This window comes from Kitasatospora sp. NPDC004799, assembly GCF_040609095.1.
In the GTDB taxonomy this organism is placed as follows: domain Bacteria; phylum Actinomycetota; class Actinomycetes; order Streptomycetales; family Streptomycetaceae; genus Kitasatospora.
Window position 1 is genome coordinate 1 of record NZ_JBEXJK010000204.1, and the last position, 14,579, is coordinate 14,579.

15 protein-coding genes and 1 pseudogene are annotated in these 14,579 nt (G+C 73.8%); 9 read left to right on the forward strand and 7 right to left on the reverse strand.

The genetic code is table 11. The features are described from left to right. Positions 1-296 precede the first annotated feature (296 nt). Both ABZW03_RS23950 and ABZW03_RS23955 read left to right on the forward strand, forming a co-directional pair. Positions 297-1,019, forward strand: coding sequence for a FadR/GntR family transcriptional regulator (locus ABZW03_RS23950; RefSeq protein ID WP_355261808.1), 723 nt, complete (start codon positions 297-299; stop codon positions 1,017-1,019). A 63-nt stretch (positions 1,020-1,082) separates the two neighbouring features. Continuing rightward, complete coding sequence (locus ABZW03_RS23955; protein ID WP_355261811.1) at positions 1,083-2,324, forward strand: MFS transporter; 1,242 nt, start codon at positions 1,083-1,085, stop codon at positions 2,322-2,324. An 89-nt stretch (positions 2,325-2,413) separates the two neighbouring features. On the opposite strand, the gene ABZW03_RS23960 is transcribed toward ABZW03_RS23955, so the two are convergent. The 4 genes from ABZW03_RS23960 to ABZW03_RS23975 form a co-directional block, all read right to left on the reverse strand. Then, entirely contained in the window at positions 2,414-3,130 is a 717-nt protein-coding gene (locus ABZW03_RS23960; RefSeq protein ID WP_355261814.1) for an ABC transporter permease subunit, read from the reverse strand. A gap of 148 nt (positions 3,131-3,278) precedes the next feature. Beyond that, complete coding sequence (locus tag ABZW03_RS23965) at positions 3,279-4,196, reverse strand: ABC transporter ATP-binding protein (RefSeq protein WP_355261817.1); 918 nt, start codon at positions 4,194-4,196, stop codon at positions 3,279-3,281. A 9-nt stretch (positions 4,197-4,205) separates the two neighbouring features. Beyond that, positions 4,206-5,105 (reverse strand): ABC transporter permease, encoded by a 900-nt coding sequence (locus ABZW03_RS23970; protein WP_355261820.1) that lies wholly within the window; start codon positions 5,103-5,105, stop codon positions 4,206-4,208. After that, a complete protein-coding gene (locus ABZW03_RS23975) occupies positions 5,089-6,066 on the reverse strand; it encodes an ABC transporter ATP-binding protein (protein WP_355261823.1) in 978 nt (325 codons plus the stop codon). The genes ABZW03_RS23970 and ABZW03_RS23975 overlap by 17 nt, the downstream gene beginning before the upstream one ends. 214 nt (positions 6,067-6,280) lie before the next feature. Between ABZW03_RS23975 and ABZW03_RS23980 the strand changes: the two genes are divergently transcribed. From ABZW03_RS23980 to ABZW03_RS23995, 4 genes are read left to right on the forward strand one after another with little or no spacing between them, the layout of a single operon-like run. Then, positions 6,281-6,724: a hypothetical protein gene (locus ABZW03_RS23980; RefSeq protein ID WP_355261826.1), complete on the forward strand. Its 444-nt coding sequence runs from the start codon at positions 6,281-6,283 to the stop codon at positions 6,722-6,724. A 13-nt stretch (positions 6,725-6,737) separates the two neighbouring features. Next, positions 6,738-9,020, forward strand: coding sequence for a hypothetical protein (locus ABZW03_RS23985; RefSeq protein ID WP_355261829.1), 2,283 nt, complete (start codon positions 6,738-6,740; stop codon positions 9,018-9,020). Further along, the gene (locus ABZW03_RS23990; RefSeq protein WP_355261832.1) at positions 9,017-9,628 is read left to right on the forward strand and encodes a hypothetical protein; all 612 of its coding nucleotides are present in this window, start codon (positions 9,017-9,019) and stop codon (positions 9,626-9,628) included. The genes ABZW03_RS23985 and ABZW03_RS23990 overlap by 4 nt, the downstream gene beginning before the upstream one ends. Continuing rightward, positions 9,625-10,152 (forward strand): hypothetical protein, encoded by a 528-nt coding sequence (locus ABZW03_RS23995; protein WP_355261835.1) that lies wholly within the window; start codon positions 9,625-9,627, stop codon positions 10,150-10,152. Before ABZW03_RS23990 ends, ABZW03_RS23995 begins: the two co-directional genes overlap by 4 nt. Positions 10,153-10,209: 57 nt before the next feature. Here the strand turns inward: ABZW03_RS23995 and ABZW03_RS24000 are convergent, their stop codons facing one another. From ABZW03_RS24000 to ABZW03_RS24010, 3 genes are all read right to left on the reverse strand, one after another. Then, entirely contained in the window at positions 10,210-10,812 is a 603-nt protein-coding gene (locus ABZW03_RS24000; protein ID WP_355261838.1) for a hypothetical protein, read from the reverse strand. A 91-nt stretch (positions 10,813-10,903) separates the two neighbouring features. Continuing rightward, positions 10,904-11,791, reverse strand: a complete 888-nt coding sequence (locus ABZW03_RS24005; RefSeq protein WP_355261840.1) for an LLM class flavin-dependent oxidoreductase — start codon at positions 11,789-11,791, stop codon at positions 10,904-10,906. An 85-nt stretch (positions 11,792-11,876) separates the two neighbouring features. Beyond that, positions 11,877-12,788 (reverse strand): serine/threonine-protein kinase, encoded by a 912-nt coding sequence (locus ABZW03_RS24010; protein ID WP_355261843.1) that lies wholly within the window; start codon positions 12,786-12,788, stop codon positions 11,877-11,879. Positions 12,789-12,875: 87 nt separating this feature from the next. Here ABZW03_RS24010 and ABZW03_RS24015 point away from each other — a divergent pair, with 87 nt between their 5' ends. From ABZW03_RS24015 to ABZW03_RS24025, 3 genes and pseudogenes are all read left to right on the forward strand, one after another. Then, positions 12,876-13,421 (forward strand): RNA polymerase sigma factor, encoded by a 546-nt coding sequence (locus ABZW03_RS24015; RefSeq protein ID WP_355261845.1) that lies wholly within the window; start codon positions 12,876-12,878, stop codon positions 13,419-13,421. Continuing rightward, positions 13,418-14,263, forward strand: coding sequence for a hypothetical protein (locus ABZW03_RS24020; protein ID WP_355261848.1), 846 nt, complete (start codon positions 13,418-13,420; stop codon positions 14,261-14,263). Before ABZW03_RS24015 ends, ABZW03_RS24020 begins: the two co-directional genes overlap by 4 nt. Positions 14,264-14,357: 94 nt before the next feature. Then, a pseudogene (locus ABZW03_RS24025) lies at positions 14,358-14,579 on the forward strand (hypothetical protein); the annotation flags it as partial.

Below are 14,579 nucleotides of genomic sequence, written 5' to 3' on the forward strand. Positions count from 1 at the left end.
CGACGAAGGGGAGACGCCCGGCGGGGAGGGCACGGGGATCGGTGTCCGACGAGGGGGAGACGCCCGGCGGGGAGGGCACGGGGATCGGTGTCCGAGGAAGGGGAGACGCCCGGCGGGGAGGGCACGGGGGTCGGTGTCCGAGGAAGGGGCGACGCTGGGCGGGGCGGCGGGGCCCAAGGCTGCCGGCGATCGGTGTTCATGGGCTGTTCAGGGGTGAGTTGTAGGATGACCGGGCAAGCGGTTGTAGGATGACCGATGACTCGATGGTCCGTATGCGGTGGGAAGGGAGGTCCGGCATGAGCGGCGGTCTGCAGGCGGCCGGGCGGCGTTCCCTGGTGGACACCGCGATCGAGCAGCTGCGGGAGCAGCTCGCGGGCGGGACGTGGCCGGTCGGGTCGCGGATCCCCACCGAGCACGAGCTGGCCGAGCGGATGCAGGTCGGGCGGAACACCGTGCGGGAGGCGATCCGGGTGCTGGTGCACGCCGGGATGCTGGTCTCCCGGCAGGGCGAGGGGACGTTCGTCCGCTCCACCAGCGACCCGGCGTCCGTCCTGCGCGGCGTCCAGCGCTCGGGCATCCGGGACGTCCTGGAGGTCCGGGCGGCGCTGGAGACCGAGGGCGCCCGGTTGGCCGCGCTGCGGCACACCCCCGAGGACATCCGGCGGATGCGCGCCGCGCTGGCCCGTGAGGCCGAGGTGTTCGCGGCGCACCCCGAGCGGGCGAGCCGCGAGGCCACCGTCGAGCACGACCTGGAGTTCCACACCGCCGTCGTCGAGGCCGCGCACAACCCCGCGCTGGCCGAGGTGTACCGGTACTTCGGCGCCTCCGTGCGCGAGGCGATGACCTCCGCGTTCGGCGACCACGACATGCCCGAGGCGGTCGTCGCCACCCACGAGGCGCTGGTCGACGCGATCGAGAGCGGTGACCCGGACCGGGCCGAGGCGGCGTGTCGTGCGCTGCTCGCCGGCCCGACCGCGGCCGTCGAGCAGCTGCTCGCGGCCATCGCGGCCCGGAAGTAGGACGGCGCGAGCCCCCCTTCCGCCGTCCGCATCCACGCACCTTCACGAAAGAACAGCACACCCATGGCCGTCACCCGTGCCCAGCAGCCGGTTGTCACCACGTCCGCCCCGGTCCCCGTCCGCGCCCGGCTGGCCCATCCGCTCCTGCTGCTGACCGGCATCGTGCTGGTCGCGCTGAACATGCGGGCCTGCCTGGCGGCGGTCTCCCCGATGGTCGGCGAGATCCAGCGGACCTTCGGCCTCTCCGCCACCGCGAGCGGTCTGATCACCACCGTCCCGGTGCTGTTCCAGGGCGTCGGCGCCCCGCTCACACCCCGGCTGACCCGCCGCTTCGGCGCCGAGCGGGTCGTGCTCGGCGCGGTGCTGGTGCTGGGCGCGGGCGTGCTGCTGCGGGTGCTGCCCTCGGTGGCGGCCCTGTACGCGGGCTGCGTGGTGATCGGCGTGGCGATCGCGGTGCTGAACGTGTCGATGCCGGGCCTGGTGAAGCGCGAGTTCCCGGACCGCGCGGCCACCATGACCGGCGTCTACTCGACCACCATGCTGGTCGGCGCCACGCTCGCGGCCGGCACCTCCGTCCCGCTGGAGCACGCGCTCGGCGGCGGCTGGCGGGCCTCGCTCGGCGCCTGGTCGCTGCTCGCGCTGGTCGCGGCGGTGGCCTGGCTGCCGCAGGTGCTGCGCTCCCGGCAGGAGCAGCAGGGGGCGGTGGCCGCGGCCGCCGCGCCGGACAAGCCGATCCAGGGCATCTGGAAGTCCCCGCTGGCCTGGCAGATCAGCCTCTTCATGGGCATCTCGTCGCTGCTGGTCTACACCCTGGTCGCGTGGATGCCGACCATCCTGGCCGACCACGGCATGGACCGCGGCCAGGCCGGTCTGGTCTTCGCCTTCTCCAACCTGGTGCAGGTGGCGGGCGCCTTCCTGGTGCCGCTGATGGCCGGCCGGATGACCAGCCAGCGCGCGCTGGCGGTGACCATGGCCGCGCTGAACGGGCTGGGCATCGCCCTGCTGCTGGTCGCGCCGGTCTCCGCCGCGTGGGTGTCGGCCACCATCCTGGGGGTGGCCCAGGGCGGTTCGCTGGGCCTGGGCCTGGCGTTCATCGTGCTGCGCACCCGCACCGTGGGCGGCGCCGCCCAGCTGGGCGGGATGTCGCAGGCGATCGGGTACCTGGTCGCGGCGGTCGGCCCGGTCGGCGCCGGTGCGCTGCACCAGCTGACCGGCGGGTGGGAGGCCACCCTGGTGCTGATGCTGGTGCTGGTCCTGGTGGTCGGCGCGGCCGGCTGGGGCGCGGGCCGCAACCGCACCCTCTGAGCGGGCCGGACGGCCGAGAGCCCCGGACGCCCGCACGGGTGTCCGGGGCTCACCGCCGTCCGGGGCTCACCGCTGTCCGGGGCTTCGGCTCACTCCTCGCCGGCGAGGGTCATCCCGGCCAGCTTCACCGAGGCGAACACCGTCGCCGCGACGGTGACCACCAGCAGCAGCGGCACCGCCAGCCCGAGCGAGACGTCCGAGCTGATCGCGTTCTCCCCCGCGACCGCCTCGGCCACCGAGCGGCCCCACTGCTGGATGCTCAGCGTCCGGGCGCCCTCGACGAAGTTGCCGATCGTCGACTCCCAGATCAGCGCGTACGCCAGCCCGGCCACCACCGCGTGCCGGGTGACCACGCCGAGCAGCAGGAACAGCGCGCTGTACGCGGCTCCGGCGACCAGCACCGCCACGGTGTAGCCGAGCGCCACGCCGTCCTGGGTGCCGACCAGCAGCAGCCCGGCCAGCAGCGTCGGGATGACCGAGAACAGCCAGGTCACGCCGATCGCGACGACCAGCTTGGTGGTGACGATCCGCCACCGGGGCAGCGGCTTGGCGAGCAGGTAGACGATCGAGCCGTCGTCGATCTCGTTGGCGATCACCCCGGTGCCGACCACCAGCCCGAGGATCGGGACCAGGGTGCCGAGGCCGAGGGCGCCCAGGACGTTGCCGGCCGTGTCGTGCGGGTCGGCGCTGGACACGCTCGCGATGGCCGCGACGACCAGCAGCAGGGCGGGGACCACCAGCAGCAGCAGGCCGCGGCGGCGGCCCAGCAGCCCGCGCAGGGTCAGCCTGGCGACGGTGGGGTTCATGGTCGGACGGCCCCTTCCTGGGCGACAACGGTCCTGTCCTGCGGAACTGCGGTCCTGTCCCGGGTGACTGCGGAACGGGTGACCGCGGAACGGGCGGCTGCGGAACCGGCGGCTGCGGAACGGGCGGATGCCGTCCCGGTGGCGCCGCTCACGCGGAGACCAGGTACGAGAAGACGCTCTCCAGCGATTCGTCCGCCGGGGAGACGGTGTACAGCCGGATGCCGGCCTCCCGGGCGACCCTGGGCAGCAGGGTGGTGAAGCCCTGGAAGTTGACCGCCTCGATCCGCAGCGCCCGCTCCCGCTCGTCCACCTCGATGCCGGTGGTGGAGCCGTCGGCGATCAGCGCGGCGGCGAGCCGGCGGTCGTCGCTGGAGCGGACCAGGTAGCGGTGCGGGCGGTCGGTCATCAGGCGGCGGATCCGGCGGAAGTCGCCCGAGGCGGCGTGCCGCCCGGCGACCACCACCTCGATGTGCCGGGCCAGCTGCTCGACCTCCTCCAGGATGTGGGAGGAGAACAGCACCGTCCGGCCGTCCGCGCCGAAGCGGCGCAGCAGGTCCATCAGCTGGAGCCGCTGGCGCGGGTCCATGCCGTTGAAGGGCTCGTCGAGCAGCAGCACGGACGGGTCGTGGACGAGGGCGGAGGCCATCTTGACCCGCTGCTTCATGCCCTTGGAGTAGGTGCCGGTGCGGCGGTCCTTGGCGTAGGCCATCTCCACCAGGTCCAGCGCCCGGCGCGCGGCGGCGCCCGGCTGGGGCAGGCCGTGCAGCTCGGCGTTGGCGAGGACGAACTCCCAGCCGGTCAGGTAGTCGTACATCGACTCCCGCTCGGGCACCAGGCCGATCTGCCGGTACACCTGCTGGTTGCGCCAGATCGGCGCGCCGTCCAGGGTGACGGAGCCGCTGGAGGGGGCCAGGAAGCCGCTCATCATGTGGATGAGGGTGGACTTGCCCGCGCCGTTGGGACCGAGCAGGCCGGTGACGCCGGGGCCGATGGCCATGGTGATGTCGTTGACCGCGACCACGTTCCCGAACCAGCGGGAGACCTTGTCGATGCTGATGGTGGCCATGCCGCCCTCCTAGATGTTCCGGTAGCGGCGCAGCAGCAGCCGGTACGAGCCGACCACCATGGCCACCGCGACGAGCGCGAACACCGCCAGCCCGAGGCCGCCCGGCGCGTGCCGGCGGTCCAGGCCCTCGCCGAGCCCGAACAGCTCGTTGACCAGGGACTCCACCAGGTCGGTGGGCGAGATCAGCGACATCCACTGCGCGGTGTCGGAGCCGGTCGTGCTCGGGTTGCTGATCCCGACGGCGGCGGCGCCCAGGGCGGCGCTGACCGCGAGGTAGCCCATGATGGCGGCGACCCCGAAGCCCCGGCGCGGGGTGGCGGCCGCGATCACCACGGCCACCGAGGTGGGCACCAGGGCGTACAGCACGGCCGCGACCAGGCCGTACAGGACGTGCCCGGTGTTGTGCGCGAAGTCCATCCCGCCGAGCAGCGCGCCGATGTACAGCACCAGCAACGGGGCCGCCATCAGCAGCAGTTGGGCGCAGACCATGGCGCCGAACTTGGCCCGGACGTAGTCGGTGCGGGTGATCGGGCGGGAGAAGTAGAGCGGGACGGTCTGGTAGCGCAGGTCCCGGGAGAGCAGCACCGGCGCCTGGGAGGCGAGGAAGACCGAGACCACCAGGCTGAGGGTGGAGAGGTAGCCGGCGTACTCGACCGGCAGCTCCTCGCGCTTCATCACGATCGCGAGCGCCACGAAGACCACCGCGGGCACGGTGACCAGGCCCAGCACCAGCATCGGCAGCACCTTGGACTTGCCGGAGCGGCCGAGGCCGTACGCGGCGCGCAGGCTCTGGGTGAAGAGCGCGCGGGTGGCGTAGGAGCGGCCGAGCCGGGGGCCGGTGTAGCCGCGGTAGCCGATGTCGTGGATGACGCCGGTGTCGGCGGACCTGGTCTCAGGAGGCAGCGACATCGTTCGTCCCTCCCTTGCTCTGCTCGGTGTCCTGGGAGTCGGTGAAGAGCTCGGCGACCCGGTGGCGGCGCTGCTCCAACCGGACCAGGCCGAGGCCGAGTTCGGCGACGGCGTCGCGGATGGTGTCGTACGTCGACTCGTCGGCCAGCCGGACCAGCAGCTGGTGCGAGCCCTCGGGCTGGACGGACAGGCCGGCCGCGGCGAGCCGCTCGCGGACCGCCGGGCCCGGGTCCAGCAGGTGGTCCTCCGGGTGGTCGCCGACCTCGACCGCGAGGACGGCCGTCGCCTCGGTGAAGGAGGCGGTGGAGGAGGAGCGCAGCAGCTTGCCGCCGTCGATCACGACCAGGTGGTCGCAGGTCCGCTCCAGCTCGCCGAGCAGGTGGGTGGTGACCAGGACCGAGATGCCGAAGTCGGTGTGCACCCGGCGGATCAGCGCCAGCATCTCGTCCCGGCCGGCCGGGTCGAGGCCGTTGGTCGGCTCGTCCAGCAGCACCAGCTTCGGGTCGTGCACCAGCGCCTGGGCGAGCTTGACCCGCTGCTTCATGCCGGTCGAGTAGCCGCCCATCGGGCGGTACCGCTCCTCGTACAGGCCGACGTGCCGCAGGGTGTCCGCGGTGCGCTCACGGGCGGCGGTGGCGGGCAGGCCCGCCATCCGGGCCATGTGCACCACGAACTCGGTCGCGGAGACGTCCGGTGGCAGGCAGTCGTGCTCGGGCATGTAGCCGACCTGCGCGCGGATCTCGGAGCCCCGGGTGGCGACGTCCAGGCCGAGGACCTCGCCCCGGCCGGAGGTCGCCGGGGCGAGTCCGAGCAGGATCTTGATCAGCGTGGACTTGCCCGCGCCGTTGGCCCCGACCAGACCGACCACGCCCGGCCGCACCTCGACGGTGAGCTGGTCGAGGGCGGTGACGCGGGGAAACCTCTTGGTGAGGCCGTCCGTCTTGATGACAGCTGTGGACACGCGGACCAACGTAACGGCCTTGTGCGGTACGGGTCATGAGCACGAATGACGAGCCCGTCTGCTGCTGCGGTATGACGTCGGGCCCCGGCACCCCTAGGGGTTCGGCAAAAGCGGAGCCCACCTGTACCCTTTGTCGAACTCTTTACGCACGTGCCGAGTTCTTTGCCGACGGGGGTTCCGGAGCAGCGAGCCGGCACGGAGGGGATCGATCGACATGTCTGATCGGGCGACCGCGTTCGACCGGATGATGAACCCGTGGGCCTACGACGCGGACGGGAACCTGACCGCCCAGGCCCGCGCCCAGGAGGCGGCCCGCACCCGGATCAACTCCGCCTCGGCCCCGGGCGGCGGGGGCGGCGGAGGCGGGGGCGGCTTCAGCACCGACCCCACCGCGCTCACCACCGCGGGCAACAACTCCGACCAGATCCACGGCCGGCTCAACGCCGACGGGCGGGGCGCCGACGAGGCCACCACCAAGGTCTCCACCTCGCTCGCCAACTGGAGCACCGGCAAGGCCGCGGCGGGCGTCGTCGGCACCTGGGACCAGTGCGTCGCCGCGCTCGGCTCCACCATCGGGCAGACCACCCAGGCGCTGCACGCCACCGCCACCAACTACCGCCAGAACGAGTCGGCCGTCCAGCACGACCTCGGCGCCTGAGAGGAGAGCTGCGATGGTCGACTTCCACGAGCTCAGCACCGCCGACTTCGGTGTCCTGGACGCCGCCGCCACCGCCTGGACCACCGTGGCCCAGAAGCTCCAGGCGATGGACGGCGACTGGGACACCACGGTGATCGCCAAGGTCGACTCCGCCTGCTGGAGCGGCCCCGCGGCCGACCAGGCCCGCCCCGGCCTGCAGCGCACCAACGAGCAGCTGACCGCCGCCGTCACCGAGGCCAACGCCTTCGCCTCCACCTTCAAGGAGGCGTCCGCCGAGTTCAAGGCGGCCAAGGCCAAGCTGGACAAGGCGGTCGCCGACGCCCGCACGGCCGGACTGACCGTCACCGACAACGGCACCGTGAGCTGGCCCCCGGCCGACAACGCCACCCGGCACGACTACGAGGCGATGCGGGACTACCAGAAGGAGTGGGGCGACAAGGCCGAGGCCGCCCGCAAGGCGATCGACGCCGCCGTCGCGGAGGCCGCCGCGGCCGACGAGCGGATCGCCTGGGCGCTGCGCTCCGACAGCATGACGGACGGAGCGAAGTCCTTCAACGGCAAGGCCATCGGCTCCGGCCCCGAGGCGGACGGCCGGCGCGCCGCCCAGCTCGCGGCCAAGGGCGGGGACATCAGCGAGCCCGAACTCACCGAGCTGAACTCGCTGCTGGCCTCGCACGGCGACGACCCGAAGTTCGCCACCAAGTTCTACCAGGACCTCGGCCCGGACGGCCTGATCAAGTCCTGGAACGGCATGGTCGGCGACCCGGCGCACCCCCGCGACGACAAGTCCCCGCGCTGGAAGGCCTACCAGGACCTCCAGAAGAACCTCGGGCTCAGCCTGGCCACCGCCACCCGCACCAGCAACGAGCCGCACCTGTCCGACGAATGGTCCGCCGCGCTGCGCAAGGCCGGCTCCCAGCCCGTCTGGGACAAGCCGTACCGGGCCTCCGGCCTGGACTACGTGCCGTACGGCTACCAGGTGCTCTCCGGCATCCTGATGAACGGCGACTACGACGCCCACTTCATCAACCCGATCGCCGAGCACGTCACCCAGCTCGACACCCAGGACAAGTACTGGCCGGCCCCGCCGCCCGGCTCGAAGATCCAGGGCTTCAACCTGACCGGCGGCGACGAGGCGGGCTCCGGCTTCCGCCCCACCACGGCCGTGCTGGAGGCGCTCGCGCACAGCCCGGAGGCCTCCACCAAGTTCTTCACCGAGCGGCCGACCGCGTACAACGAGGACGGCACGGTCAACCAGGGCGGCAAGCCCGAGCCGGCCGACTACTTCGACTACTTCGTCCACGACAAGGACTGGATCCCGGACACCACCTCGCGGGACTCCAAGGTCTGGGACGCGAGCAAGCAGGCCGGGCCGGCCGCGCTCGGCCGCGCCCTGGAGGCGGCCACCACCGGCCACCCGTACGACGAGCCGGGCCCCGTCCCGCCGGCCCGGCACACCACCGAGCAGGCCGACCTGATGCAGAAGGTCGTGGACACCTTCGGCCGGCACGGCGGCGACGGCGCGCTGGACGACATCAAGGGCGACGGCAAGCTCGCCGCGATGCGCGGCAGCCTCGGGCACATGACCGCCGAGTACATCGGGGACGTGCAGAACTCGCTCTCCCACGGGCACGACCTGCCGGTCAACGGTTCCCCGGCCACGCTCAACGCCTCGTCCGTGGCCGGCCTGCTCGACGCCCTCGGGCGCGACCCGGACGCCTACGGCGCGGTGACCAACGCCAACCAGGCGTACACCACCGCGCTCATCCGCGGCCACCTGGACAGCGGGCAGACCGACTTCGCCCGGCTGGAGTCGGACATCAAGCACAACGCGGAGTCCGGCGGAGTCGTCAGCGGCTACCTCAACCAGGCCCGGGTGGACGAGGTGCAGAACCAGCACGCCGTCTCCGACAAGGAGTTCAACGACGCGCTGGAGAAGAACGTCGGCTACGGCAAGGACGCCTTCAACGCCGTCATCGGCACCGTGACCGAGAAGGTCCCGCTCGGCGGCGAGCTCGCCGGCGCGCTGATCGACGAGATCGCCGACAGCGTGATCGAGGCCAACAAGCACGACACCACCGAGGACGGCCGCCAGGAGAGCCGCGACCACACCGCCGAGGCCGAGGGCCGGGTGGCCCGGGGGGCCGACCAGGCGGTCCGGGACGCCGGCGGCGGCACCGGGATCTCCCGCGAGGACCTCGACCGGCTCGCCAACAGCGCCCGGGACAGCGCGCTCCACGGCATGTCGCGCGGGACGGCGAACAACGTCAGCACCAACGCGAAGGGCGACGCGTGAGCGGGCTCCCGGCCCGTTGGGCCCGGTCCCTGGCGGGCCGGTGGGCCGGGCGCCTGCACGATCCGCTGCTGCTGCCCGGCGTGCTGGTCGTGGCGGTGGCCGCCGCCGGGTTCGTCGGCTACCGAGACTGGCAGGGCCACCGCCCGGCCGAGGCCGCCGGCCGGTCCGCCCGCCTCTGCCACCTGCCCACCGGCCCCGACACCCCGCTCGGGCGGCTGCTGCCGGACGGCGACCAGGACTCCGAGGACCGGACGGAGGCCGTCCTCGGCGACGGCCCGCGGACCTGTGTCATCCGGATCGACGGGCGCACCGTGCTCACCCTCACGTCCGTCGGACACCGGGGTCAGCTCGCCCTCGCCTCCGAGGCCGCCGAGCGGCCGGACGCACGCACCTTCGACGCCGGGGGCCTCGGCGCCTCGTGGCCGGGCGGCGCCGCCGCGGCCGCGGGCTGTCTGACCGGGAAGGACCCGCGGTACGACTATGTCGAGCTGGAGATCGTCGCCGGGGAGGCCGCCCGCGCCTCCGGCGGTCCCGGCGGCGTCCAGGCCGACCTCGAACAGCTCGCCCGGGCCGCGCTGGTGGAGACGAGGAAGGAGCAGTGCTCATGAAGCACCCCCGGGCCCTGATCGCGGGCGGGGCCGCACTGCTGCTCGGCGGCGGCCTGCTCGGCTGGCACGTGTACCTCGAGCAGACGTCCTACCGCCCGCCGGCCGTCACCCTGTCGCACGGCGAGTGCCGGGGCCTGCTCGACGACCCGGGCGTCACCGAGGTGCTGGGCGGCACTCCCCGGGTCCGGGTGCGGACGGACTACCGGACGGCGGACGAGAGCAACCCGGCCTCCGTACGGTGCTCGGCCAACGGCGAGGACGGACGGCTGCTGACCGCCGAAGCGGCGTTCGGCGTCGCGCGGCGCGGCGGCGACAGCGCCGGGGCGGTCTCCTTCGAATGCACGCTGGACGGCAGGCGCACGGGCTACCGGGCCGTCGTCACCCTCACCGGCGAGGACGGAAAGGTCCTCGCGGACGGGCCGGGCCGGGCGCGGATGGACGAGCTCGCCCGCGGCTTCGCCGAGCGCGCCGCCGGGAAGCAGCTGGGCTGCGCGGGCGGCGCCGAAGCGGTCACCGCGGGGTGAGCCGACCGGCGCCGCTCCCGGCGGCCGTCAGCTGCGGGCCCGCCCACTGTGGGCGCGTCAGCTGTGGGCGCGCTCCCACAGCTCGGTGACCTTGCCGGAGGCGTCGATCGCCACCTTGTAGTCGCCGGCCGAGCAGGGGTACGAGCCCTTGTCGTTGCGCGGCGCGGCGAGGCACTCGGTGACGTGCTTCACCAGGTCCGCCAGGTTGACGTCCTTCGGCGGGGCCAGCACCGAGCTCAGGTGGCCCTTGGCGGTCGGCGCGAACGGGGCGCTCCTGTCCGCGCCGACCGGCTCGAAGCCCACGTCGTTGACGCCGCAGACGTCCTTGGTGTCCTGGTAGACCAGGGTCGTCGCGCTGGTGCCCTTCACCGGGTAGATCCACTTCTGGCCGGCGGGCAGCGGCCCGTGGGTGCAGAAGCCCTCCGGCTCGCCGTCGGCGGACGGCTGACCGGCCGCGGACGGCTTGGCCGCGGTGGACGGCTTGCCGGTGGCGGTGGCCGCCGGTGCGCCGGTCGGTGCGGCGGCCGTCGGGGCCGCGGTGGTCGCGCCGCTTCCCGCGCCCTGGTCCGAGGAGTTGTCCGGGCCGCAGGCGGCCAGGCCGAACGCCGCGGCGGCGACCAGGGCGGCGGCGAGCAGTCTGCTGGGGCGGGAAGAAGGCATGACGAAGGAACCCCCGTGGTGACGCATGATCAGGTGGTGGTGCGGCGGACAGACTAGCGCCCCCGCCGGACACCCTCCCCGGTCACGGGGCTCAGCCCAGCTGGGCCAGGCCCTCGGTGGCGATCTTCTCGAAGACGGCGAGGTCGTTCTCGAAGATCGAGTCGGGGATCGGCCAGTGGATCACCAGCTCGGTGATCCCCAGCTCCCGGTAGGTACCCGCCCAGTCGACGAAGGCGTCCACCGACTGCAGCGGCCGCTCCGCCGTGGACCCCTGCAGCAGCACCTTCTCCAGCTCGCCCGCGTCCCGGCCGGCCGCCGCACAGGCCGCCGTCAGCTTCTCGAGCTGCGCCGCGATCACCTCGGGCGCCTGGTCCACCGGCACGTCCGCCGGCCCGCGCGGGTCGCCGTACGTCACCCAGCCCTGCCCGTACTCGGCGGCCAGCTTCAGCCCGCGCGGGCCGGTCGCGGCCACGTAGAACGGCAGCCGCGGGGTCTGCACGCAGCCTGGGATGTTCCGCGCCTCGACCGCCGAGTAGTACGTCCCCTCGCGGGTCGTCGCGTCGTTGCGCAGCAGCTCGTCCAGCAGCGGCAGGAACTCCCCGAACCGGTCCGCCCGCTCCTTCGGCGACCACGCCTCCTGGCCCAGCGCCGTCGCGTCGAACCCCGTCCCGCCGGCCCCGATCCCCAGCGTGAACCGCCCGTCGGACACGTCGTCCAGCGTGATCAGGTCCTTCGCCAGCGTCACCGGGTGCCGGAAGTTCGGCGACGTCACCAGCGTGCCCAGCCGCAGCCGCTCGGTGGCGCAGGCCGCCGCCGTCAGCGTCGGGACCGAGCCGAACCACGGCTCGTCCTGGAACGACCGCCAGCTCAGGTGGTCGTAGGTGTACGCGGCGTGGAAGCCGAGGTCCTCGGCCCGCCGCCAGATCTTCTGCCCCTCGGCCCACCGGTGGGTGGGGAGGATCACCGTGCTCAGTCGCATACCGCCGACCCTATGGCAGCCGTCGGCGGCCACCGCCCGAGGACCGGGACGCTTCACGCGTTCGTGGCCGGATTCGTCGTCGGGTTCACCGCAGCAGCCAGCTCAGCAGGGTCGTCGCCGCGAACACCGTGCCCGCCGCCAGCCAGACCGCGCGCGGGGTCAGCCACCCGGAGCCTTCCGGGGGCTGGGCCTGCGGGACCGGGGCCAGCAGGGCGTCCGCGAAGGCCCGGGCGGTCGGCGGCCGGTCCGCCGGCTCGACGGACATCGCGGCCCGCAGCAGCAGGACGACGTTCGGCGGGAGGTCCACTCCGGCCGGGAGCGCCGGCAGCGTCGAGGCGGTCGGCTGGTCGGTCATCAGGGCCGTGGCGCGGCCGCCCGGGCCGAACGGCTTCTGCCCGGTCAGCAGCTCGTAGGCCACGACGGCCAGCGCGTACACGTCGGCCCGCCCGTCGAACCCGCCGGTCTGGAAGGCCTGTTCCGGCGCCATGTACGCGGGCGTGCCGGTGGTCACCGTCAGCCCGGACGCGTCGGCCAGTTGCTTCGCGCTGCCCAGGTCCGCCACCAGCACCGCGGCGGGCTCGGGGCCGTCGGCGAGCAGCAGGTTGGACGGCTTGACGTCGCGGTGCACCACCCCCGCCTCGTGCAGGACCTGGACCGCGTAGCCCGCCTCCGCGGCCAGCCGCAGCGCCTCCTGCGGGTCGCACTGCCCGACCCGGTCCGCCAGGGTGCCGCCGCGCACGTAGTCCATGACGAAGTAGGGCTGGTCCTCCTGCACCCCGACGTCGTGCACCCGGACCACCCGCGGGCTGGCGATCCGGCGCAGCAGCCTCGCCTCCGCCAGGAACCGCTCGCGCACATCGGCGTTGGCGGCCCAGTTCTCGGCCAGCACCTTCACCGCGACCTCGGTGTCCAGCTCCGGGTCGTAGGCCTTCCAGACCGTGGCGAAGGAGCCGGCTCCGAGCCGCTCCAGGAGGAGGTAACGGCCGAGCTTGCGCATGTGGCAGCATTCTGCCGGAGTCGGGGGGAGTGCGGAACTCCCGTTCGACGGGGTGGCAGGCCAGGCGGGACGATCGGGGGGATCCGGGTGTACGAGGACGGCGAGCTGGAACGGCTCGTGACGGCGGCTCAGGCGGGTGACCCGGGGGCGATGGAGCACCTGCTGGCCAAGCTGCGGCCGCTGGTGCTGCGCCGCTGCTCGCGCTTCCTGCCCCACCACGCCGACGCGGAGGAGGCCGCGCAGGACGCGCTGCTCTCCGTCAGCACGCACCTGGGCGAGTACGGCGGCCGCGGCTCCTTCCTGGGCTGGGTGACGGTGATCGCCTCGAACGCCGCCCGGTCCACCTACCGCTCGATGCGCCGGCGCTCCGAGGACAGCCACGCCGACCTCCCCGAGTCCGTCGACCCGCGCACCACCAGCGTCATCGCCGGGACCCGGCTCGACGTGATGGAGGCGCTGGCCGCGCTGGAGCAGCAGCACCCCGCCCTGGTGGAGGCCTTCGTGCTGCGCGACCTGGGCGACCTGACCTACACCCAGGTGGCCGAGGCGCTGGACGTCCCGTTGGGCACGGTCAAGGACCGCATCCACCAGGCCCGCCGCTTCATGCGCGAGCGCCTGGTCCCCGGTCGGTGAACGGCCGCCCCGCGGCGGGCCGCGGCCGCGTCGCCGTCCGGCCCCGGTCCGCCGTCGCCGCCCTGGTGGCGGCCGCCGCGCTCGGGCTGGCGACCGGCCGGTTCGTCCTGCCGACGCCCCCCGGCTCCACCGCGGCCGGCGGGGCGTCCCAGGGCGCGTCCGCCCCCGCGACGCCCGGCGGGTCCGGCCCGACGCCCGCCTCCTCGGCCGCCGGCTCCGGCTCCGCCTCGCCGACCGGTGCGACCGCCGCGACCGCCGCGACCGGGCTGGCGACGGCCGCGAACCTGCTGGATCCCGCGGCGTTCGGCCCGGACCTCGACCCCGGGCGGATCCACGTCGCCGACCGGTACGGCGACGGGTTCTACGCCAACGCGGCCTGCACCGGCGAGAAGACCCTCACCCAGGCCCTGGGCGGGCCCGGTGCCCACTTCCGCGGGCTGACGACCAGCACCCGCACCACCCCGGAGGACCCCACGCTGGCCCTCGACCACGCCGACCAGGTCGCCCGCGAGGTCGTCGCCGACACCCCGAGCCCTGCCCGGGCGCGGAACTTCGCCGACCGCCTGCTGCTGGAGGAGGTGCCCTGCCAGGAGACACCGCCGGGGCACTGGGTCTACGGAAGGCCCGCGACGCTGCAGCTCGGCCCGGACGTCACCGCGAGCTGGATGGGCATGTACCAGGGATCCCTCAACACCGAGGGCAGGGCGCCCGAGGGTAAGGAGCCCTGCGGCGGCATCGCCGTGCTGCGCAACGGCACCCACTACGGGGTGCTGGAGGTCGACGCCTGCCTGGGGACGGCCGCGATGGACCGCGTCGTCAGGGCCGCTCTGTCACAGCTGTGAAACAGCGGCTCGGGGCTCCAACTTTCCCCTCTCCGGCGGCATCTCCCCGGTTGTACGAGGACGCAGCAGGCGTCCCGACCAGCAGGGGGACCAGATGACCGAGAACCAGACCGCCCAGACGTCCGTTCGCCGCAACCGGCTCGCCGCCGCGGCCTGCTTCGCCGCCGCGCTGATCACGGTCGGCGTCGTCGGCACCCAGTCGGCCACCGCCGCCGGGGCCGCGCACCGCCCCGCGGCCACCGCCCAGCCGACCGCCGCCGCCCACCAGGCCGGGGACGGCGATCCCGGCGGCCCGCGGCGGCGTTCCCCGGCGCAC